This is a genomic window from Psychrobium sp. nBUS_13 (genome assembly GCF_051201665.1).
Taxonomy (GTDB): Bacteria; Pseudomonadota; Gammaproteobacteria; order Enterobacterales; family Psychrobiaceae; genus Psychrobium.
In genome coordinates, this window is sequence record NZ_CP179210.1 from 372,624 (window position 1) to 392,959 (window position 20,336).

A 20,336-nucleotide genomic window follows, 5' to 3' on the forward strand; every position below is an offset into this window, starting at 1 on the left:
GATAATTAGAAGAATAATGATAAAACTAGACATAGCAGACATTGGTCTGTGAAATCGAAAACATTAGTTGTTTTAATTAACACATCTAACGTATTGCGCAGATAATTTTTTCTAATGCAAGGCGGACGAGGAGTGAGGGAAGGCGTGTAACGTGTTACATAACTGACCGAATGACGAAGTCCAACGGCGCAGTAGAAAAAAGAATCAAGCAAGACACATTAGGTGTTGTATGATTAAGTGACTAAGCGTATACGGTGGATGCCTAGGCAATTAGAGGCGATGAAGGACGTGTTAATCTGCGATAAGCGTTGGCAAGGTGATAAAAACCGCAATAGCCAACGATTTCCGAATGGGGAAACCCAGCTGCCATAAGGCAGTTATCTCAACGTGAATACATAGCGTTGTGAGGCGAACCCGGGGAACTGAAACATCTAAGTACCCGGAGGAAAAGAAATCAACCGAGATTCCCTTAGTAGCGGCGAGCGAACGGGGACCAGCCCTTAAGTAATTAATAAGTCAGTCGAATGCTCTGGAAAGTGCGACGATAGAAGGTGATAGTCCTGTAGACGAAGACGAATTTTTTATGAAAACGAGTAGGACGGGACACGTGATATCCTGTTTGAAGATGGGGGGACCATCCTCCAAGGCTAAATACTACTAATTGACCGATAGTGAACCAGTACCGTGAGGGAAAGGCGAAAAGAACCCCTGTGAGGGGAGTGAAATAGAACCTGAAACCGTATACGTACAAGCAGTGGGAGCACAGATTTGCTGTGTGACTGCGTACCTTTTGTATAATGGGTCAGCGACTTACATTTTGTAGCAAGGTTAACCGTATAGGGGAGCCGTAGGGAAACCGAGTCTTAACTGGGCGATAGTTGCAAGGTGTAGACCCGAAACCGGGTGATCTAGCCATGGGCAGGTTGAAGGTTGAGTAACATCAACTGGAGGACCGAACACACGTATGTTGAAAAATGCGGTGATGACCTGTGGCTAGGGGTGAAAGGCCAATCAAACCCGGAGATAGCTGGTTCTCCCCGAAATCTATTTAGGTAGAGCGTCATGTATCACCATTGGGGGTAGAGCACTGTTAAGGCTAGGGGGTCATCCCGACTTACCAACCCTTTGCAAACTCCGAATACCAATGAGTGCAATCATGGCAGACACACTGCGGGTGCTAACGTCCGTAGTGAAGAGGGAAACAACCCAGACCGCCAGCTAAGGTCCCAAAGTACTAGTTAAGTGGGAAACGATGTGGGAAGGCTTAGACAGCTAGGAGGTTGGCTTAGAAGCAGCCATCTTTTAAAGAAAGCGTAATAGCTCACTAGTCGAGTCGGCCTGCGCGGAAGATTTAACGGGGCTAAACTAGTCACCGAAGCTGCGGATTCATACTTTGTATGAGTGGTAGGGGAGCGTTCTGTAAGCCGTTGAAGGTGTGCTGTCAGGCATGCTGGAGGTATCAGAAGTGCGAATGCTGACATGAGTAACGATAAAGGGGGTGAAAAACCTCCTCGCCGAAAGACCAAGGGTTCCTGTCCAACGTTAATCGGGGCAGGGTAAGTCGACCCCTAAGGCGAGGCAGAAATGCGTAGTCGATGGGAAACTGGTTAATATTCCAGTACTTCTTATAATTGCGATGGGGGGACGGAGAAGGCTAATCTAGCATGGCGTTGGTTGTCCATGTTTAAGGCAGTAGGCCGTTGTTTTAGGTAAATCCGGAACAACTTTGGCTGAGAGTCGATGACGAGCTACTACGGTAGTGAAGTAGATGATGCCATACTTCCAGGAAAAGCCTCTAAGCTTCAGATTATAAGGAATCGTACTCCAAACCGACACAGGTGGTCGGGTAGAGAATACCAAGGCGCTTGAGAGAACTCGGGTGAAGGAACTAGGCAAAATAGTACCGTAACTTCGGGAGAAGGTACGCTGGCTGTGGTGATGAGACTTGCTCTCTAAGCTACGGTCAGTCGCAGTGACCAGGTGGCTGCAACTGTTTATTAAAAACACAGCACTGTGCAAAATCGTAAGATGACGTATACGGTGTGACACCTGCCCGGTGCCGGAAGGTTAATTGATTGGGTTAGAACTTCGGTTCGAAGCTCATGATCGAAGCCCCGGTAAACGGCGGCCGTAACTATAACGGTCCTAAGGTAGCGAAATTCCTTGTCGGGTAAGTTCCGACCTGCACGAATGGTGTAATGATGGCCACGCTGTCTCCACCCGAGACTCAGTGAAATTGAAATCGCTGTGAAGATGCAGTGTACCCGCGGCTAGACGGAAAGACCCCGTGAACCTTTACTACAGCTTGGCACTGAACATTGAACCTACATGTGTAGGATAGGTGGGAGCCTTTGAAACCAGAACGCTAGTTTTGGTGGAGGCAATCTTGAAATACCACCCTTGTACGTTTGATGTTCTAACTTAGGTCCCTTATCGGGATTGAGGACAGTGTCTGGTGGGTAGTTTGACTGGGGCGGTCTCCTCCCAAAGAGTAACGGAGGAGTACGAAGGTTAGCTAAGCATGGTCGGACATCATGCGGTTAGTATAATGGTATAAGCTAGCTTGACTGCGAGACAGACACGTCGAGCAGGTACGAAAGTAGGTCATAGTGATCCGGTGGTTCTGTATGGAAGGGCCATCGCTCAACGGATAAAAGGTACTCCGGGGATAACAGGCTGATACCGCCCAAGAGTTCATATCGACGGCGGTGTTTGGCACCTCGATGTCGGCTCATCACATCCTGGGGCTGAAGTCGGTCCCAAGGGTATGGCTGTTCGCCATTTAAAGTGGTACGCGAGCTGGGTTTAGAACGTCGTGAGACAGTTCGGTCCCTATCTGCCGTGGGCGTTTGAGAATTGAGAGGAGCTGCTCCTAGTACGAGAGGACCGGAGTGGACGAACCGCTGGTGTTCGGGTTGTCATGCCAATGGCATTGCCCGGTAGCTACGTTCGGAATCGATAACCGCTGAAAGCATCTAAGCGGGAAGCGAGCCTCGAGATGAGTTCTCACTGGAGATTTAATCTCCCTAAAGGGCCGTAGGAGACTACTACGTTGATAGGCAAGGTGTGTAAGCGTTGTGAGGCGTTGAGCTAACTTGTACTAATGACCCGTGAGGCTTAATCATACAACACCTAATGTGTTTTACATGAACATCTTAAAAATAGATACTAAATCTATTTTTCAAGAGATGTTCTAGTCTCAGAAATATCCAACAAAGAACGCTTGTTGTGTTTAAGAAGATTTTTGAAAGCTTTCCAAATTTAGTGGTTGTGTTCGCTGTAACACATCGCTCTTTGCCATCCATGGCACCGCGATGTTAGTGAATTCATTCACGTTAAATTAGTTTGGTAACCATAGCAAATTGGTCCCACCTGATCCCATTCCGAACTCAGTAGTGAAACGATTTAGCGCCGATGGTAGTGTGGGGCTTCCCCATGTGAGAGTAGGACATTGCCAAACACCTATTTAGTCGAGATGCCCCGTGTAGAAATACACGGGGCCTTTTGCATTTTACGACTTTGAATTTTACCTATTATACCAATTGCATTAAGTAAGTGATCTTGTTGTGCGTAGAGAAAATCAGCTAAAACAAGGCGCTCGATTGACTAATAGCTGGCTATTAGGATTGAGAGCAACGCCATTTTAGTTAATTTTAACAAGTACAAGTGGGCAAATATTTAATGCAATTGGTATTACTGTGGCTTCATCGTAATGACGGGGCCTCACGCCTAAAGCGCTACCGCGCAGTCCTGCTCCCGACGCTCACCCGCTGCTTCGCAGGGATTCATTCGCTACATCCATGTAGCTCACCCTTCGGGCAGCTTACGCTGTGCAAAATGGCTTTCCTGCCATTTTGTCCCCAACTTGCTTTCGCCTTGTTGCGTCGAACGCTGTTCGACGGACTGCGGCTCAAGAGAGTAGGACATTGCCAAACACCTATTTAGAGAAAGCCCTGACAGCAATGTCAGGGCTTTTTTGCTTTTTGACGTTTAGTGATTTAGCGTGATGATACTGTCAAAAAAGCAGTTATTTTTCTGTATTTTTTATCCATTCTTTTGGTACCAATCTCCTCTGCACCATGCCATTAATTCCTTGTAAGCCGCCTGTATGAATGAGTGTAATATGGGTATTGGGTTCGAAAAAGCCTTGTTCAACGAGTTCGTAAAATCCCATCATCATTTTACCGCTATAAATTGGTTCTAGTTGAATATTGTGTTCATCGTAAAAGTTATCTATAAAGCTGATGAGCTCAGACGTTACCTTTCCATAGCCGCCCTGGTGAAACTCTGTTCTAAATTCTAATTGTTGAGAATTATTTCCTGCTAACTGGCAGATTTCTTCTTTTAAGTAGTGTGCATTTTTTAGTACTGCGATGCTTAACAAGCGTTGATTTGGTGACAACGCTTTTAAAATCCCAGCACTTGTTCCTCCACTACCACAGGGGCAAACGATATAGTCTGCATTTCGTGTAGGAATTTCTTTCACCATTTCGCTTAATCCTCTTAAGGCCAGTTCATTGCTACCGCCTTCTGGGATGATTAATGCTTTTGGGTGTAGTTGTTTAAGATTATCTAGGAAATCATCATCAAAGCGGTGTTTATAGTCTTTTCTGGAAATGAAATCGACGTTCATACCTGCTGATTTTACTTGTTCAATTGTTGGGTTATCAGCATGGTATTCACCTCGGATGATACCAATTGTCTTTAGTCCGTAATGTCGACCGGCGTACGCGAGTGCGTGAATGTGATTAGAGTATGCACCTCCAAAAGAGAGTATTTCTTGATATCCCTGTAACTTTGCAAACTCTAAATTATATTTGAGTTTTCGCCATTTATTACCAGAAATTTGAGAGTGAATTAAGTCATCTCTTTTTATATGAACAGTAAGCTGATGTTTTGTAAATAAACTGTCATTAATCGATTGTAATGGTGAATTGTAGTTAGAATGTAACAAAATTTTGTCGCCTTGAGTGATTTTAGTCACTATTTACTTGCATGTGTGATTTAATTAGGGATAATCATATATATCAAATATTTGACACGTCAAGGAAATGTCTAAGTGTTAGCTAAGCTGTTTCGTAAAAAACAATCGGTTTCAAACTGTAAAGTCAGTATTGTTACCCAGCCGGCAAGCGTAACAGTATCTGTACTGTCTGAAAAAGATCCATTTGTTCAGCAATTAGCGTGCCCTGACCAAAATTACGCGAAAACGATTTCTGAGCTATTACTTGAACAATCCGTCGATGGTGCAAACTGTTACGTCGTACTTTCCCACGGTATGTACCAAATGACTCAGATTGATAAACCTAATGTTCCTGAAGCGGAGTATAGTACTGCATTAAGTTTTAGTGCTAAAGACTTCTTTACTATCTCACCTGAAAATCAATTATTAGATTATTACCAAAACGTTAGTAATGTGCCCAACAATAATAAACTTAATGTTGTTGCCTGTGATAGAAGCGTTGTTACTCCAATTTTAGAGGTACTTAAAGATCTCGAACTGACCTTAATCGGAATATCGATTGAGGATATAGTGCTCACGAATTTCGTCAAAGATGAAAATGCGAATTTGATTATTTTCCATAATCCTGGTTCCCAGTTATTACTTGGCATTGTTAAAGGTGGTGAACTATGTTTTAGCCGTCATATTCATGGTTATGATAATTTACACCAACTGAGTGAAATTGATTTCGAAGCGGGTATTTTGAGTAACTTGGGGCTTGAAGTGCAACGTTCGATTGACTATGCCGTTGGTCAGTTGAAGTTAGAATCAGTTAATAATATTTATGTTTGTGTTCAAAATTTTGATTCTCAATATATTGTGAGTAGCTTACAAGAGTTATTTGATATTAAGGTGTCGATTTTGACACCGTTCGACGTTTCGGAGTACGAACGTTTTCCGATGAACTATGCTGCACTAGAAGAATTAGTGATGGAAGCAACTTAATATGAAGTCACGGATCAATTTATATTTACCAGAATTAAGACCTGTAAAAGAGACTTTGTCACTCAAGCACAGTATTTCTTATATGGTACTTAGCGTGTTTATTCTGGTGTTGGTAATTGCCGGTACTACGTATCTGAATCAGCAGCTTAAGGCTGAAAATATTCGGTTTCAGAATGAATTGACTTTGCAAGAGACTATCTTGGCCGAGAAGGCAAACGAGCTTGCCGCGGTTACCACTAATTCGCCATTGTTAAATGATATTAAGCAGGCCAAGGCAAAGACGGCTCAGAAAAAAGTCGTTTTATCGTCATTGAATAGAGTATTTAAAGAGAATATTGGCTTTTCTGGTTTATTTGAAGGGTTAACAACTATAAAGGTTAATGATGTTTGGTTGACTGTTATTGAAAGCAGAAACGGAAAATTAAGTTTTGCTGGCAGTGCTTTAAAATCACAGGCTGTGCCTCGTTGGGTTGAGGCGATGGAGCAATCTTCTGCATTTAGTGGCCATAGTTTTTCTGGTTTAGAGATACAACGTGAAGATAATTTAGTTCATTTCACGTTGCAGAACAGCGGCAGTGAAATAGCGGAGGCATCACAATAATGAATTGGGATTTATTGCAAGAAAAGCATTCGGCTTTGTCACTTCGTGAAAAATTATTAGTACTTATTACGGTCGTTTTTTTGGTGTTTTTTATAGGGGTAAACTTTGTTGTAGAACCTCTTTATAAAGAGTACACCAGCCTAAAGAAGCAACAAGAAACCACGAAACAATCAATCAACGCAATAGAGCTTCAAGTAACTAATATTGAAACGAAGCTCAATGCAGACCCTTTGGAAAAACTGCAGGATGAATTACGTTTATTAAATGTGGCTCATGACGAGCAAGTAAAGCGATTGGATAAATTTCAATTGTCATTGGTTGCAAGTGATGAGATGTCGAGTTTAGTAAAGGCGTTAGTGAACGAAAATAAGCATTTGTCTGTTTTATCATTAAAGTCTATGCCGCCAGAGGCTATTTTATTCAAGGATAATGACAGCACTAAGCAGCCGTTGTTATATCGACACTCGATGTCAATTAAACTTCAAGGCCGCTATTTTGCGCTACTAGATTTTATGAAGAATATTGAAGCGAAGAATAAGTCGGTGCTATGGAGTGACATCAATTATCGTGTTGAGGATTATCCAGAGGCGATTATTTCATTTGAGATCTTTACGATCAGTACCGACGAGGAGTTTATCGGTGTTAAAGCATAGTTACCGTATTTTATTAGCGCTGTTATTTTTAGGGAGTGTCTGGCTGGTAAATGCTGCCAATGATCCTACTAAACCTCCTGTTTTGGTGCAGAAGCAGCAACGAGCTGTTGGTGAAAAAGTAGAGTCTGGACAAGTCACTTTGAATTTAAATGCAATTCAAATTAAAACAAAAAGTAAGACTGCCATTATCAATGGCCAGTCGCTGCGGGTCGGACAATCGATTGCAGGACAAGTCATTACATCAATTTCAAAAAATAAAGTGATGCTAGCATCGGGTAAAGAATTAAATTTATTTGATACCTCACAAATCACTGTTGCGAAAAAGGGTTTATAACTGATGTCTCGAATTAGCCTAAGTAAAATAGCTATTGCGTGTGCGGTTTTTTCTGTTACTGGCTGTCAGATGACTCCCGTAAAAGAAGAAAGAGCACATATACAGAGTGCTATTAACTCACCTGAAGAACCCGCGAAAAAAACGTCTTCTGATTTTGTTGTACCTGCAAATATTCAACAAAAAATGATGCCAGCTGCAATGAGTAAAACCGCTGTAATATTAGAGAAGCGCTTTGATATTGCTGCTAACGGTATAGATGTGAAGAGTTTTTTCTCCAGCTTAGTTGAGCAAACTCCATACAGTGTTGTTTTTCATAATGATTTAACTGGTACGTTATCGTTAGATTTAAAGCAGGTTACGCTAACTGAAGCGATTGATGCTGTCACTGCATTATATGATTACCGTGTAGAGAGAGATGGCAATATTCTGCAAATTTTTCCGGCCAGTTTAACCACAGAAACATTTAGCTTTAATTACCTAATGATTAAGAGAAATGGCACCTCGCAAACGAGTATTTCATCGGGTGGTATTACGCAAAATCAAAATGGTAGTAACAGCAATAATAACAATGGAAACAGCAGTAACGGAAACAACTTCAGCAACTCAAGTAGTAATAGTCAAAATGGCAATAGCGTTAACGGTACCTACATTGAATCTCAAACAGAAACCGATTACTGGGCAGAGTTAGAAACTACTTTATCAAATTTGATTCGTGGTGAAGGTCGTCAGGTGATCTTAAGTCCACAAGCAGGTCTTGTGACTGTAAAAGGCTTTCCTAAAGATATTAGTACGGTTAAAGAGTTTCTAAAACGTTCTGAAGAAAATTTACAGCGTCAGGTTATTCTTGAGGCACGTATAATCGAAGTGACTTTGCATGATGGTTACCAGCAAGGAATTGAATGGCAAAACCTACTGTCTAATGTAGGCAATAACAACGTTACTGATTTTAACTTTAAAACAAGTGCGGCGAATATTTCAGATGTGGTAAGTTCTGCTCTTGGTGGTGTTGCTTCTATTAGCTTTAAAAACGCTGACTTTGCTGGCGTCGTTAATTTATTGAGTACACAGGGCGATGTTAATGTGTTGTCTAGTCCACGTATTACCGCAATCAATAATCAAAAAGCGGTCATTAAAGTGGGTAACGACGAATACTTCGTCACCGACGTTTCTTCTGCCACCAATAGCGTTGGTAGTAATGTAGTTTCTAATCCTGAAGTCGAGTTAACGCCATTTTTCTCTGGTATTGCATTGGACGTAACACCGCAAATTGATGATGAGCAAAATGTGTTATTACACGTTCATCCATCGGTTATTGAAGTAGTAGAACAACAAAAAACGATTGAACTTCAAGATGGAACATTTCAACTACCGTTAGCAAATAGCTCGATTCGTGAGTCAGACACCATGATTCGATCAGCCAGTGGTGATGTTGTGGTGATTGGTGGTTTAATGAGTTCACGTACTACTGATAATACCTCAAAAGTTCCGCTGCTTGGCTCTATTCCTTTTCTAGGAGAGTTATTTACAAACCGTAAAGAAGAAGTGAAGAAAACAGAACTCATCATTTTAATTAAGCCAGTGGTTGTCGGCAAAGGAACGTGGCAAAACCAATTGAAAAAGTCTAAATCCTTGCTCGATAAGTGGTATCAAGAATAGGGCGAGGCGATGTATTTGTATCACTTTGGGATGCGCGAGTTACCTTTTACGCTAACACCCAACACCGACTTTTTTTTAAACCTCAAGCCGCATATCGAGGCAATGCAAGTGCTGCTTAATGCGCTGAAACAAGGCGAAGGCTTTATAAAAGTTACTGGAGAAGTTGGAACCGGTAAAACGCTCATTTGTCGTAAATTGCTTAATGAAATTCCCAAAGGGTTTGCCGTTGCCTATATACCTAATCCGTATTTGACACCCAGTGAATTACGCTGGGCAGTAGCAAGTGAATTGGGGTTAAACCTTGATAGTAAAATGGACCAGCAAACGCTTACTCAGCGATTGCAGCAACACTTACTAGCGTTATCTGCTCAGGGGAAAGGCGTAGTTGTTATTCTAGATGAAGCGCAAGCGTTACCTGATGAAAGCTTAGAGGCGCTTCGCCTATTTACTAACCTGGAAACAGAGCGCCGTAAATTACTACAAGTCATTTTGTTTGCCCAACCAGAATTAGATGAGCGTCTTGCTACTAAACAGTTTCGACAGTTAAGACAGCGTATTTCTTTTTCGTATCAATTACGCAGCATGACGCCAGCAGAAGTCGCTCATTATATTACGCACCGCACACAAGTTGCTGGCTACCAAGGTAATGATTTATTTAGCTTTAATTGTGCTAAGAAGATCGCCAAGGCCAGTCGTGGCATACCACGACTCGTCAATATTTTATGCCATAAATCTTTACTTTTATGTTTCGGTAATAAAGAGAAACTAGTTACAAAACAGCATATAAAGTTGGCAATTGAAGATACTGTAGATGCCACTAATCGTATAAATCCAACGTTACTTATTGCTGGTGTTGCGCTTGCTGCTGTAATTACCACTGGTGTATTTTTTAGTTTTGGATGGCGATTATGAGCGTAATTAATCGCGTATTAAACGATATTGAGCAACGTAATGAGCAAGAGAAATCTGCTCAAGGATATGAGCCTGTTCAAATAAAAGAACCTAGCTCGATTGGTCAATGGCTAGTTGTTTTAATTGTTCTTGTCATCTGTTTTAGCGGGGTTAGTTATTGGCTTATGCAGCAATCGGAAAACGAAGAACAAGCGTCTGTTGCTGAAGTGGTAGTAAAACAGAAAAAAGTACCACAGGACAATATACCAAATAGTGATAAGCCTGTTGTTACACAAGAAACTAAGGCCATAGCGGAAGAACTTGTTAAAAACGAGAAACCTAGCGAAGCAGAAGATATTCGAACCCCTAAAGTTTTAGGGGCAGAAGCTAAAGAAGTAGTGAGTGCAGTAGTACAAATTCACGAAAAAAAACCAAAGGAAGTCGTTGCAGATTTACCAATAATTCTTGAAGAGAAATCAAATGATATTAAGGCTCGCACGAATAAAGAACCAGTTAAGCAGCAGAAATTAAGTATTACACCCGTAAAGATGTCTACTACTGAGTTAGCTCAATTAAAACTAACACAGGGTCTTAAAGCTCAAAAAGTTGGTGAAATCGCCAAAGCACAGGAACACTGGCAAGAAGCGCTAACCTTAGTGCCTAGTTTGCATGACGCTAGAGTGCAATTAGCTGCGAGTTATTTCGGCGAAAATAACGTACAAAAAGCGATTGCACTACTGAGCTATGGCAATAAAAAGTATGAAACATTTGATGGCTATCGTTTGTTAGCCGCGCAAATTTATTACCAATCTAATGAATTAGACAAAGCGTTATTAACGTTAAGCAGTCCATATTTAGATAGTGATGCAAGTACTGAGAATTTAACCTTAGCAGCGTCTATAGCTCAGCAACTTAAACGCTGGCCTGTGGCAATGGCGAACTATCAACAACTGGTTAATCGCCAGCAAAACAATCCGCAATGGCTGCTTGGACTTGCTATTGCGCAAGATGCACAACAATTGACGCCAAAGGCATTACAAAATTATCAGCAATTGCTGTTATTTACACGAGATCAGGGCATCTATAACTATGCCCAGCAGCGCATTAGTGCGTTGCAAAGCGAATTAGAGCAATGAGGACATAATGGCTAAAGCAAAATTACGCATGCGACTGGGCGATCTTTTGGTACATGAGAATATCATTGCTGAAGAACAGCTGATGGGCGCTCTAAAATCGCAAAAGACGACAGGCAAGAAGCTGGGTGCAGCATTAATTGACCTTGGTTATTTGAGTGAAGTGCAATTATTAACGTTTTTGGCACAACAGCTAAATGTTGAATTTATTGATACAGGACAACGTAAACTTGATCCTCAAGTTGCCCAGCAGTTACCAGAAGCACATGCTCGTCGTCATCGTGCGCTAGTTATTGACGATGATGGAATGGTAGTGACATTAGCGATGAATGATCCTGCGGATCTTCGCGCTGTTGATGCGATTAAGTTACTCCTTTCTCCAAAACAAATTCGTTTAGCGGCCATTACACAAACGCAGTTGATTGAAGCATTTGATCAACTTTATCGTCGTACTCAAGATATTGCAGCATTTGCAGAACAGTTAAGTGAAGAGCACGGCGATGAACAAGAATTTGAATTGGTCGGCCTTGCTGACACTGATGAAGACGCCACTGTTGTTAAGTTGCTGCAATCTATATTTGAGGATGCGGTACAAATTAAAGCGTCTGATATTCATATTGAACCTGAAGAGCGTTTAGTACGAATTCGTCAACGTGTGGATGGCGTATTACAAGAGAATATCATCAACGAAGTTAATATCGCGTCAGCGTTGGTGCTGCGTTTAAAATTAATGGCAAGTTTAGACATTTCGGAAAAACGTTTACCCCAAGATGGTCGATTTAACATCAAGATCAAGGGTCATAGTATTGATGTGCGTTTATCGACGATGCCAGTTCAGTATGGCGAATCTGTCGTTATGCGTCTTCTTGATCAATCTTCTGGTGTTTTGTCTATTGCTCAAACTGGTATGCCAGCAGATATACAAGACCGTTTGCGATACCAGATTAGTCGGCCACACGGTATGATCTTAGTCACAGGGCCTACCGGTAGTGGTAAAACGACAACACTTTACGGTGTGCTAAATGAGCTAAATGAACCAGGTAAAAAGATTATTACCGTTGAAGATCCGGTAGAATATCGTTTACCTCGAATTAATCAGGTTCAAGTTAGTTCGAAGATTGGTTTAAGCTTTTCTAATGTGTTACGTACTACACTTCGTCAAGATCCAGATATTATGATGATTGGTGAGATGCGTGATCATGAAACTGTAGAAATAGGTTTGCGAGGCGCGTTAACGGGTCACCTTGTGTTATCTACACTCCATACTAATGATGCGATTTCTAGCGCATTACGATTAACTGATATGGGCGCTCCCGGTTATTTAGTAGCAAGTTCACTAAGAGCCGTAATCGCACAGCGTTTAGTGCGCAAAAATTGTGAACACTGTAAGTCAGAACATATTGTAGATCAGAGTGAACTAAGCTGGTTGACTCATATTGCCGGTAAAGATCTTACCAGCCATACTTTTTACAAAGGAATTGGCTGCCAGCACTGTCAGCAAACGGGAATGACTGGGCGAGTCGGTGTATTTGAATTACTCGAAATTGATGATGATATGGCTCAGGCAATGCGTAAAGATGCCCCTGATGACTTTATTCAAGCGGCAAAAAATAGTGATGGTTTTGAGCCATTAGCAAAAGCAGCCTTGCAGTTTGCACTTGATGGTGTGATACCTGTCAGTGAGGTTTTGCGTCTAGCTGAACAGTCAAATCAACAATATAGCCAACAAGCTGCCGGAGCATAGATTATCATGCCAATGTTTCGTTATAAGTCACGTGACCACCAAGGCAAGCTTGTCGAAGGTAAGATGGAAGGGAACCAACCTAACCATGTCGCCGATATTTTGATGAGCCGTGGATTGATCCCCGTTGATATTAGCGAAGTAAAGGATACTGGTGATGGGTTTACTTTTGCTCAGCTGTTTGAAAAACCAGTAACCCTTGACGAGTTAGTGATATTCTCTCGTCAAATGTTTAGCTTAATGCAAGCGGGTATTCCAGTAATGCGGGCTATGGCAGGGTTGCGCGATAGTGCTAATAATCCAGTGATGAAGAAAGCTCTAGCAAAGGTGCTTAGCGATTTAGAGTCTGGCCGTACGCTATCTACATCACTTGCTAAACAGCCACGAGTCTTTTCCCAAATTGTTATCAGCCTAGTTCACGTTGGTGAGAATACGGGTCAACTTGATGAAGCATTTTTGCAACTTGCTACGTATCTAGAAAGAGAGCAAGAAACGCGTAAACAAATCAAAGCGGCCATGCGCTATCCTATGTTTGTTATCATGGCCTTGATAGGTGCGATGGTTATTTTAAATATTTGGGTAATCCCTGTATTTGCTGATATGTTTACTAAGTTTGGGGTGGAATTACCTTGGACAACAAAAACGTTATTGGCCACTTCATCATTCTTTGTCAATTACTGGCCAATAATGCTAGTCGTTTCTATTGGACTGGTGTTCTGGGTCAAACACTGGATGGCAAGCGAATCAGGTCGATTGATTTGGGATAAGAAGAAACTAGGAATGCCTGTAGTTGGCAGTGTCATTGAACGGGCCTTATTGGCACGATTTGGTCGTAGCTTTTCAATGATGATTGCCGCTGGTGTACCTTTATTACAAGGGTTAAAGCTGGTGGCTGATGCCGTCGATAATGCTTATATGGGAAGCAAGGTTATCACAATGAGTGTGGGTATTCGCAGCGGTGAGAGCTTATTGCGCGTATCGACTAATTCAGGGTTATTTAACCCTCTGGTATTACAAATGATCGCGGTTGGTGAAGAAACCGGTCGTCTCGAACAACTACTTACTAGCATGGCAGAATATTATGAGCGAGAAGTCGACTTTGATTTAAAGAGCCTGACCGCTAAGATTGAACCTATACTGATATCTATTGTTGCGGGGATGGTGCTAATTTTGGCGTTAGGTATCTTTACCCCAATGTGGGATATGATGTCGGCGATGAAGAAATAGTGATATGAAATCAGTAAAGGTGCAAGATATTCGTCTATTTGAGTTTTTAATAGCAATCGTTGTCGTTTTACTGTTAATTCTCTTTATTACGAGGATGAATCTATCTCAAAAAGGCGTTATCGATGAAGTTAACTTCGCAATGGCAAGTCAGAACTTTAACCAAAATGCTGCCTTAATAAGGGCGCAATGGTTAATAAAGAACCGCCCCAAAGAATTGGCATTTAATTTTTTTGTCGATAGATATACAATTAGTAATACGCGATTATTTAAGTTGTCGAATTTAGGATGGCCAATTGTTGATCCTAACAATGAAAACATGTGCCATACATTGTGGTTTGATATTAATAATTTAGATAAGAATGAAAATGTTAGTCGTTATGTGTCGATAAAAAAAGTGACGAAAAATAATGACAACAGGTGCCAATTTTGTGATGCTGGTGATAATAATTCATGCATCGAATATTCTGGTCGTTATGGTGTAAAGCGCGATAACATCTAGCAAGAATTGATTTTTAGTTTGAGGTACAAATGAATAAGCAACGTGGATTTTCTTTAATAGAATTGATTATAGTCGTAGTCATTTTAAGTTTGTTAGCAGTTACCGCACTACCGCGATTTGTCAATATCAGCGAACAAGCTGAAGACGCTTCGGTTGAAGGAGTTGCTGGTGGTTATGCCGCAGCAGTTGGACTGGTGCGCGCGCAGTGGGAAATTGAAGGTCGTCCTTTGGGAAATCAAGCCTTGATTACTATGGATTTAACACAAATTCGCGTTAATGAATTTGGTTTTCCAACCGCAGGCACTGGTGGTGCTAACTCAGGTACAAACCTAACACCATCACAGATGACGGCGAGTGCATGTAAATCGATCTTTGACGGCATTATGCAAAGTCCAGTACGTAGTGTGACATCTGGTAATAGCGCAAGCAATGTTCGCTATTACATCAGTGTACGCAGTGGCGCAGGCCAAACCGATAATAACGTGACATACGATTTATGTGTTTATCATTTAGTCGCTACGCTTAAACTAGACGCTAATACCGGAATACCACAAGGTGCTGTAGATTTAAGCTCGGGCAATAGCTTTACTTATAACTCGGCAACAGGACAGGTTCAGGTTTATAGTAATAATTTTTAACGGAAAATTTATTTTATTAACCATTAATATTTGATCAAATTAGGCTTGCTAAAGCAGTAACGATTCGAATAAACTACTACTAATTAGTCAGTTTTTTGACTATGACCAATAATCATCAACATAAGGCGATTTGAAATATGAAACAACAACTACGCAGTAATTTTAAACAAGCAAAGGGCTTTACCTTAATTGAATTGATTATTGTAATCATCATTCTTGGTATTTTAGCGGTAACCGCAGCGCCTAAGTTTATTGATGTACAAAAAGAAGCACGTGAGTCAGTAATGAAAAGTGTTAAAGGAAGTATTGATGCCGCAAATACGATGGTACATGCCAAGGCATTGATTGCCGGACAAACTAGTGGTTCTTTAAGCGTTGCAGGAACTACAGTGACGTTGGTTAACAGTTACCCATCAGCGGCAACAGTGAAGAATGTTATAGATATCGACGCGAGTATAAGTGAATCGAGTGGTACATTTAAGCACACTAAGGCGCCTACTGCAGCGGACTGCTCAGTTGCGGTTATCGATGCTACTGCAACCGATGCTCCACAAGCAACTTTAAAAGTTACTGGTTGCTAGTTTCTAAATGTGTGAAATTTAAAAGCACCTTCGGGTGCTTTTTTTATGTCTGTATTTTATTAAGAAAAGTAAATACTGGTCTATTCTATAGAGACTTACTTCTGCTTCAGGTTTTGGATTTGAAAACAACTGATCGTAGTCTTACAAAAGGATTTACACTCATTGAATTGATTCTGGTGATTATGCTCTTAGGAGTGTTAGCTACCGCCGCCCCTAAATTGATTGACGTGCAAGGGGAAGCCCGAGCTGCTGTGATCAATTATATTGCAGGGACACTGAAGAGCACTTCTGACTTGGTACATTATCGAGCGTTAATTGCAGGGGAGACTAGTCCTAATATGACTAATTTTTATATTAATGGTCGGCAGGTTCGACTATTTTATGGCTATGTAAGCCCTGGGACGATTAACCAGGTGTTGGATATTAATCGACGCTTGGAATTGTTATTATCAGTAGTACATATACAATCTGGCATAAAGGTGCACCCAATCCCGCATTGTGCCAAGCAAGATATAAACTGGGGAAATTGGGGGACCCACCTATCATAGATACGGATACAACCGGTTGCTAAGCCTATATTTACGTTGAGCGATTAGCTGCTAAATGGGCCAGAGATATAAGCGCTTGCTTGTAGCTACTTTCAGCGATTTCTGATAAAGCGCTAATCGCTTTTTCAGATTCAGCTTGTGCTTGCGCTAACGTGTAGTCAAGTGAGCCTGTATCATCAAGAATAGCCAAGATTTCTGTTAAATTATCCATGCCATTGCCCTCTACAATCGCTTCTCTTATTAGAGCTGCTTGCTGCTGAGTGCCTTTCTCCATGGCATAGATAAGCGGCAGTGTTGGTTTGCCTTCTGCTAAATCATCACCAATATTCTTACCTAATTTTTCGCTGTCTGCCGTGTAATCGAGATGATCATCTACTAATTGAAAAGCTGTACCTAAATGGGTACCGTAGGCTTTCATGGCATCAATTGTTGCTTGATCGTTATCATTAATAACAGCGGCTAAGTGGGTGGCAGCTTCAAAAAGTTTTGCTGTCTTGCAGTAAATAACGCGTAGGTAGCTTTCTTCTGTCGTGTCAGGATCGTTGACATTAATCAGCTGTAAAACTTCACCTTCAGCGATGATATTCGTGGCATCTGCGAGTACTTCCATGATTTGTAGGCTTTTTAATTCTGTCATCATTTGAAATGAACGCGAATATAAAAAATCGCCCACTAACACACTAGCTTGGTTGCCAAACAACGCGTTGGCAGTTTCTTTACCACGGCGCATGGTGGATTCGTCAACAACATCATCGTGTAACAATGTAGAGGTATGGATAAACTCGATGATCGCGGCGATCGTCACATGATCCTTGCCTTGATAACCCAGTGCGCGAGCTGCTAATACTGTTAAAAGTGGGCGCATTCGTTTGCCACCACTATTGATAATATAAAATCCGAGTTGATTAATTAAGGCAACATCAGAGGTTAGCTGCTCAGTAATTAGCGTATTTACCGCGTCCATATCGGTGTGTGATAACTGGCTAATTGCTTTAAAATCCATAGTTCTCTCTATAACATAACCGTGCAATGTCTGAGCATTGGTTTGGTTGGATTGTGAATGTCATTATTAATGGCACGAATTGTACAATAAAAAATGTGCTTTAACATTATAATGCTTGGTTGTTTTGACCATACCAGCCTTGATTCTCCTCTCTTTATGGTAATTGTATTTTTTTTAGTATTTTTTTCAATTAAGGCTTGCTTAAAAACTATCAGTTGCGTAGAATCTGCGCCCTATTGAGAAACTAGATTGAGGCATAACCTGCAACCAAAATTACGCAGCTTATGTCATAGCGGAGATAAACATGTACGCTGTTTTCCAAAGTGGCGGTAAACAACACCGTGTGGCTGTAGGCCAAACGTTGCGCCTGGAAAAACTGGACTTAGAAGCTGGCGCTAGCGCTGACTTTGATAAAGTTCTAATGATCGCCGATGGCGAAAATATTAATGTCGGTGCACCTTATGTTGCAGGCGGCAAAGTAACTGCAGAAGTAATTACACACGGTCGTGGCGATAAAATTAAAATCGTTAAGTTCCGTCGTCGTAAGCACTCTCGTAAATCACAAGGTCATCGTCAGTGGTTCACTGAAGTGAAGATCACTGCAATTAACGCTTAATAAAGGTAGACTGAAATGGCACATAAAAAAGCTGCTGGTAGTACCCGTAACGGTCGCGATTCAGAAAGTAAACGCCTTGGCGTTAAACGTTTTGGTGGCGAGTCAGTTCTTGCTGGTAACATCCTAGTTCGTCAACGTGGTACTAAATTCCACGCTGGAACTAACGTAGGCATGGGTAAAGACCACACTCTTTTTGCAAAAGTTGAAGGTAAAGTTCAATTTGAGCAAAAGGGTTCTTTAAATCGTAAATACATTAGCATTGTTGCTGAGTAATCGATTTAAGAAAGTATTCGAAAACCCCGCTTATGCGGGGTTTTTTTTTAGGTATATTTTTAACCTAATTTTAATATCGATTCTCTCATATGAGATGGCTCGCATGTTATCTGATGATAATACGGCGTATACTTAGCCTTGGTGAGAATGGTGGAGCGAAACAATGAAATTTGTTGATGAAGCAAACATAAAAGTTGATGCTGGTGATGGTGGTTCTGGTACCGTCAGTTTTAGGCGTGAAAAGTTTATGCCTGATGGTGGACCTGACGGCGGTGATGGTGGCGACGGCGGCGATATCTATATGATCGCAAGCGAAAGTCTAAATACGTTAATCGATTTTCGTTATCAGCGCTTTTACAATGCTGAACGTGGTACGAATGGACAAGGCAAGGATTGTACCGGTAAACGTGGTTCTGATCTGACGATTCGTGTTCCAGTTGGTACGCGAGTGACAGATAAAGAAACTGGTGAAGCAGTCGGTGATTTGACCAAGCCAGGGCAAAAAATCATGGTCGCTAAAGGCGGTTATCATGGCTTGGGTAATGCGCGTTTTAAAACGAGTACTAACCGCGCTCCACGCCAAAAGACGCTAGGTACCCCCGGTGAAGTGCGAGAGCTTAGATTAGAGCTTATGCTGCTTGCTGATGTTGGCCTATTAGGACTTCCAAATGCCGGTAAATCTACTTTTATTCGCAGTGTTTCAGCGGCTAAACCTAAGGTAGCTGATTATCCATTTACCACCTTAGTACCTAATTTAGGTGTTGTAAGTGTCGATTCCGATCGTAGTTTCGTTATCGCGGATATTCCTGGAATTATTGAGGGCGCAGCTGACGGAGCTGGCTTAGGAACACGTTTTCTTAAGCACCTAGAACGCTGTCGTGTGTTGATCCATTTGATCGACTTGATGCCTGTTGATGGCTCTGATGTTGCTTCTGGCGCCGCCCAGATCGTTTCTGAGCTTGAGCAGCACAAACCTGAGCTAGCAGCTAAACCGCGTTGGTTGGTTTTTAACAAGTTAGATTTAGTTCCTGAAGATGAGCGTCAAGAGCGTATCGATGATGTATTAGATGCCTTATGTTGGGATGATGAATACTTCACAATTGAAGCAATCAATAAAACCGGTACTAAAGAAATCTCTTACAAGCTCATGGAATACATTGAGCAAAATCCAATTAAAGAAGTTGAATTCGACGCTAGTGAAGAAGTTGACTTTAAATGGGATGATTATCATAGTGAGCAGATCAAAGGTGCCGCTGTGATTACCGAAGAAGACGATGATGACTGGGACGATTGGGATGAAGATGATTACGACGTAGAAGTTGAATATCGCCCATAAACACCATTATATTCGGCCGCTTTTAGCGGCCGTTTTTATATCTATTGAAATTAGGAATTAGTGTGAAGATAGCAATGATTGCTGCAATGGCTAAAAACAGAGTCATTGGCAAAGATAATAAAATGCCATGGCATTTACCTGAAGAGCTAGCGTATTTTAAAAAAATCACCATGGGTAAACCCATTGTTATGGGGCGCAACACTTTTGAATCAATAGGGCGTCCGCTACCAGGTCGTCAAAATATCGTAGTAAGTCGCAACTCAGAATTATCTATCGAAGGTGTCACTGTCGTAAATAGCATTGATGAGGCTATTTCAGCCGCAGATAACTGCGAAGAGTTAATGATCATTGGTGGCGCTATGTTATATGAGCATATGTTGCCCAAAGCAGACGTATTATATTTGACTGAAATTGAGTTAGACGTCGATGGAGATGCTTATTTTCCTGATTATAATCAACATCAATGGCTGAAAAGTGACGTTGAAGTACATCACAGTAAGTCAGGATTATTATTTAATACGTTTTTATTGGTTAAGGCTTAAAGTTAATAAAAAGGTTGACTTAACTATGAACAATTTTGCATCATACTCATTATCGATAATTATCAAATTGACTTGATAATTTATATTCGACTTTAGTTCCAAAGAATAGGGAATGTT

At 41.4% G+C, this 20,336-nt stretch carries 19 protein-coding genes and 2 rRNA genes; 19 read left to right on the top strand and 2 right to left on the bottom strand.

Annotated features, from left to right (window positions below):
* Positions 1-231 precede the first annotated feature (231 nt).
* Both ACMAZF_RS01745 and rrf read left to right on the top strand, forming a co-directional pair.
* Positions 232-3,125 (top strand): 23S ribosomal RNA (locus tag ACMAZF_RS01745).
* 219 nt (positions 3,126-3,344) lie between these two features.
* Positions 3,345-3,460: ribosomal RNA gene (gene rrf / locus ACMAZF_RS01750) — 5S ribosomal RNA — on the top strand.
* Between the two features lie 567 nt (positions 3,461-4,027).
* Here the strand turns inward: rrf and ACMAZF_RS01755 are convergent.
* Positions 4,028-4,984: a 1-aminocyclopropane-1-carboxylate deaminase/D-cysteine desulfhydrase gene (locus ACMAZF_RS01755; protein WP_435275781.1), complete on the bottom strand. Its 957-nt coding sequence runs from the start codon at positions 4,982-4,984 to the stop codon at positions 4,028-4,030.
* A gap of 75 nt (positions 4,985-5,059) precedes the next feature.
* On the opposite strand from ACMAZF_RS01755, the gene ACMAZF_RS01760 reads away from it, so the two are divergent.
* From ACMAZF_RS01760 to ACMAZF_RS01820, 13 genes are all read left to right on the top strand, one after another.
* A complete protein-coding gene (locus ACMAZF_RS01760) occupies positions 5,060-5,947 on the top strand; it encodes a hypothetical protein (protein WP_435275782.1) in 888 nt (295 codons plus the stop codon).
* Between the two features lies 1 nt (position 5,948).
* Positions 5,949-6,548: a PilN domain-containing protein gene (locus tag ACMAZF_RS01765; protein ID WP_435275783.1), complete on the top strand. Its 600-nt coding sequence runs from the start codon at positions 5,949-5,951 to the stop codon at positions 6,546-6,548.
* Positions 6,548-7,201 (top strand): hypothetical protein, encoded by a 654-nt coding sequence (locus ACMAZF_RS01770; protein ID WP_435275784.1) that lies wholly within the window; start codon positions 6,548-6,550, stop codon positions 7,199-7,201. Before ACMAZF_RS01765 ends, ACMAZF_RS01770 begins: the two co-directional genes overlap by 1 nt.
* Positions 7,188-7,535: an MSHA biogenesis protein MshK gene (locus tag ACMAZF_RS01775; RefSeq protein WP_435275785.1), complete on the top strand. Its 348-nt coding sequence runs from the start codon at positions 7,188-7,190 to the stop codon at positions 7,533-7,535. Before ACMAZF_RS01770 ends, ACMAZF_RS01775 begins: the two co-directional genes overlap by 14 nt.
* 3 nt (positions 7,536-7,538) lie before the next feature.
* Positions 7,539-9,191 carry a pilus (MSHA type) biogenesis protein MshL gene (mshL, locus tag ACMAZF_RS01780; protein WP_435275786.1) on the top strand — a complete coding sequence of 551 codons (1,653 nt, stop codon included), beginning with the start codon at positions 7,539-7,541 and terminating at the stop codon, positions 9,189-9,191.
* A gap of 9 nt (positions 9,192-9,200) precedes the next feature.
* Complete coding sequence (locus ACMAZF_RS01785; RefSeq protein WP_435275787.1) at positions 9,201-10,103, top strand: ExeA family protein; 903 nt, start codon at positions 9,201-9,203, stop codon at positions 10,101-10,103.
* Positions 10,100-11,218 (top strand): tetratricopeptide repeat protein, encoded by a 1,119-nt coding sequence (locus ACMAZF_RS01790; protein ID WP_435275788.1) that lies wholly within the window; start codon positions 10,100-10,102, stop codon positions 11,216-11,218. Before ACMAZF_RS01785 ends, ACMAZF_RS01790 begins: the two co-directional genes overlap by 4 nt.
* Positions 11,219-11,225: 7 nt before the next feature.
* Entirely contained in the window at positions 11,226-12,959 is a 1,734-nt protein-coding gene (locus tag ACMAZF_RS01795; RefSeq protein ID WP_435275789.1) for a GspE/PulE family protein, read from the top strand.
* A gap of 6 nt (positions 12,960-12,965) precedes the next feature.
* On the top strand, positions 12,966-14,183 hold the full coding sequence (locus ACMAZF_RS01800) for a type II secretion system F family protein (protein ID WP_435275790.1): 1,218 nt from the start codon (positions 12,966-12,968) through the stop codon (positions 14,181-14,183).
* A gap of 4 nt (positions 14,184-14,187) precedes the next feature.
* Entirely contained in the window at positions 14,188-14,682 is a 495-nt protein-coding gene (locus tag ACMAZF_RS01805) for a hypothetical protein (RefSeq protein ID WP_435275791.1), read from the top strand.
* A gap of 29 nt (positions 14,683-14,711) precedes the next feature.
* Complete coding sequence (locus ACMAZF_RS01810; RefSeq protein WP_435275792.1) at positions 14,712-15,320, top strand: type II secretion system protein; 609 nt, start codon at positions 14,712-14,714, stop codon at positions 15,318-15,320.
* A 137-nt stretch (positions 15,321-15,457) separates the two neighbouring features.
* Positions 15,458-15,901, top strand: a complete 444-nt coding sequence (locus tag ACMAZF_RS01815; protein WP_435275793.1) for a prepilin-type N-terminal cleavage/methylation domain-containing protein — start codon at positions 15,458-15,460, stop codon at positions 15,899-15,901.
* Between the two features lie 11 nt (positions 15,902-15,912).
* Positions 15,913-16,449 (top strand): type II secretion system protein, encoded by a 537-nt coding sequence (locus ACMAZF_RS01820; protein ID WP_435275794.1) that lies wholly within the window; start codon positions 15,913-15,915, stop codon positions 16,447-16,449.
* Positions 16,450-16,480: 31 nt separating this feature from the next.
* On the opposite strand, the gene ispB is transcribed toward ACMAZF_RS01820, so the two are convergent.
* Complete coding sequence (ispB, locus tag ACMAZF_RS01825) at positions 16,481-17,452, bottom strand: octaprenyl diphosphate synthase (RefSeq protein WP_435275795.1); 972 nt, start codon at positions 17,450-17,452, stop codon at positions 16,481-16,483.
* 304 nt (positions 17,453-17,756) lie between these two features.
* Between ispB and rplU the strand changes: the two genes are divergently transcribed.
* From rplU to folA, 4 genes are all read left to right on the top strand, one after another.
* Positions 17,757-18,068, top strand: a complete 312-nt coding sequence (gene rplU / locus ACMAZF_RS01830) for a 50S ribosomal protein L21 (RefSeq protein ID WP_435275796.1) — start codon at positions 17,757-17,759, stop codon at positions 18,066-18,068.
* Between the two features lie 15 nt (positions 18,069-18,083).
* Entirely contained in the window at positions 18,084-18,341 is a 258-nt protein-coding gene (gene rpmA / locus ACMAZF_RS01835) for a 50S ribosomal protein L27 (RefSeq protein WP_101214429.1), read from the top strand.
* Positions 18,342-18,504: 163 nt separating this feature from the next.
* The gene (gene cgtA / locus ACMAZF_RS01840; RefSeq protein WP_435275797.1) at positions 18,505-19,677 is read left to right on the top strand and encodes an Obg family GTPase CgtA; all 1,173 of its coding nucleotides are present in this window, start codon (positions 18,505-18,507) and stop codon (positions 19,675-19,677) included.
* Between the two features lie 62 nt (positions 19,678-19,739).
* On the top strand, positions 19,740-20,219 hold the full coding sequence (gene folA / locus ACMAZF_RS01845; protein WP_435275798.1) for a type 3 dihydrofolate reductase: 480 nt from the start codon (positions 19,740-19,742) through the stop codon (positions 20,217-20,219).
* The last annotated feature ends 117 nt before the right edge of the window (positions 20,220-20,336 follow it).

Excerpts from the sequence above, each read along its gene's own strand:
- ACMAZF_RS01765 (WP_435275783.1), top strand. The coding sequence starts at position 5,949 with ATGAAGTCACGGATCAATTTATATTTACCAGAATTAAGACCTGTAAAA.
- ACMAZF_RS01770 (WP_435275784.1), top strand. The coding sequence starts at position 6,548 with ATGAATTGGGATTTATTGCAAGAAAAGCATTCGGCTTTGTCACTTCGT.
- mshL (WP_435275786.1), top strand. The coding sequence starts at position 7,539 with ATGTCTCGAATTAGCCTAAGTAAAATAGCTATTGCGTGTGCGGTTTTT.
- ACMAZF_RS01785 (WP_435275787.1), top strand. The coding sequence starts at position 9,201 with ATGTATTTGTATCACTTTGGGATGCGCGAGTTACCTTTTACGCTAACA.
- ACMAZF_RS01790 (WP_435275788.1), top strand. The coding sequence starts at position 10,100 with ATGAGCGTAATTAATCGCGTATTAAACGATATTGAGCAACGTAATGAG.
- ACMAZF_RS01795 (WP_435275789.1), top strand. The coding sequence starts at position 11,226 with ATGGCTAAAGCAAAATTACGCATGCGACTGGGCGATCTTTTGGTACAT.
- ACMAZF_RS01800 (WP_435275790.1), top strand. The coding sequence starts at position 12,966 with ATGCCAATGTTTCGTTATAAGTCACGTGACCACCAAGGCAAGCTTGTC.
- ACMAZF_RS01805 (WP_435275791.1), top strand. The coding sequence starts at position 14,188 with ATGAAATCAGTAAAGGTGCAAGATATTCGTCTATTTGAGTTTTTAATA.
- ACMAZF_RS01810 (WP_435275792.1), top strand. The coding sequence starts at position 14,712 with ATGAATAAGCAACGTGGATTTTCTTTAATAGAATTGATTATAGTCGTA.
- ACMAZF_RS01815 (WP_435275793.1), top strand. The coding sequence starts at position 15,458 with ATGAAACAACAACTACGCAGTAATTTTAAACAAGCAAAGGGCTTTACC.
- ispB (WP_435275795.1), bottom strand. The coding sequence starts at position 17,452 with ATGGATTTTAAAGCAATTAGCCAGTTATCACACACCGATATGGACGCG.
- rplU (WP_435275796.1), top strand. The coding sequence starts at position 17,757 with ATGTACGCTGTTTTCCAAAGTGGCGGTAAACAACACCGTGTGGCTGTA.
- rpmA (WP_101214429.1), top strand. The coding sequence starts at position 18,084 with ATGGCACATAAAAAAGCTGCTGGTAGTACCCGTAACGGTCGCGATTCA.
- cgtA (WP_435275797.1), top strand. The coding sequence starts at position 18,505 with ATGAAATTTGTTGATGAAGCAAACATAAAAGTTGATGCTGGTGATGGT.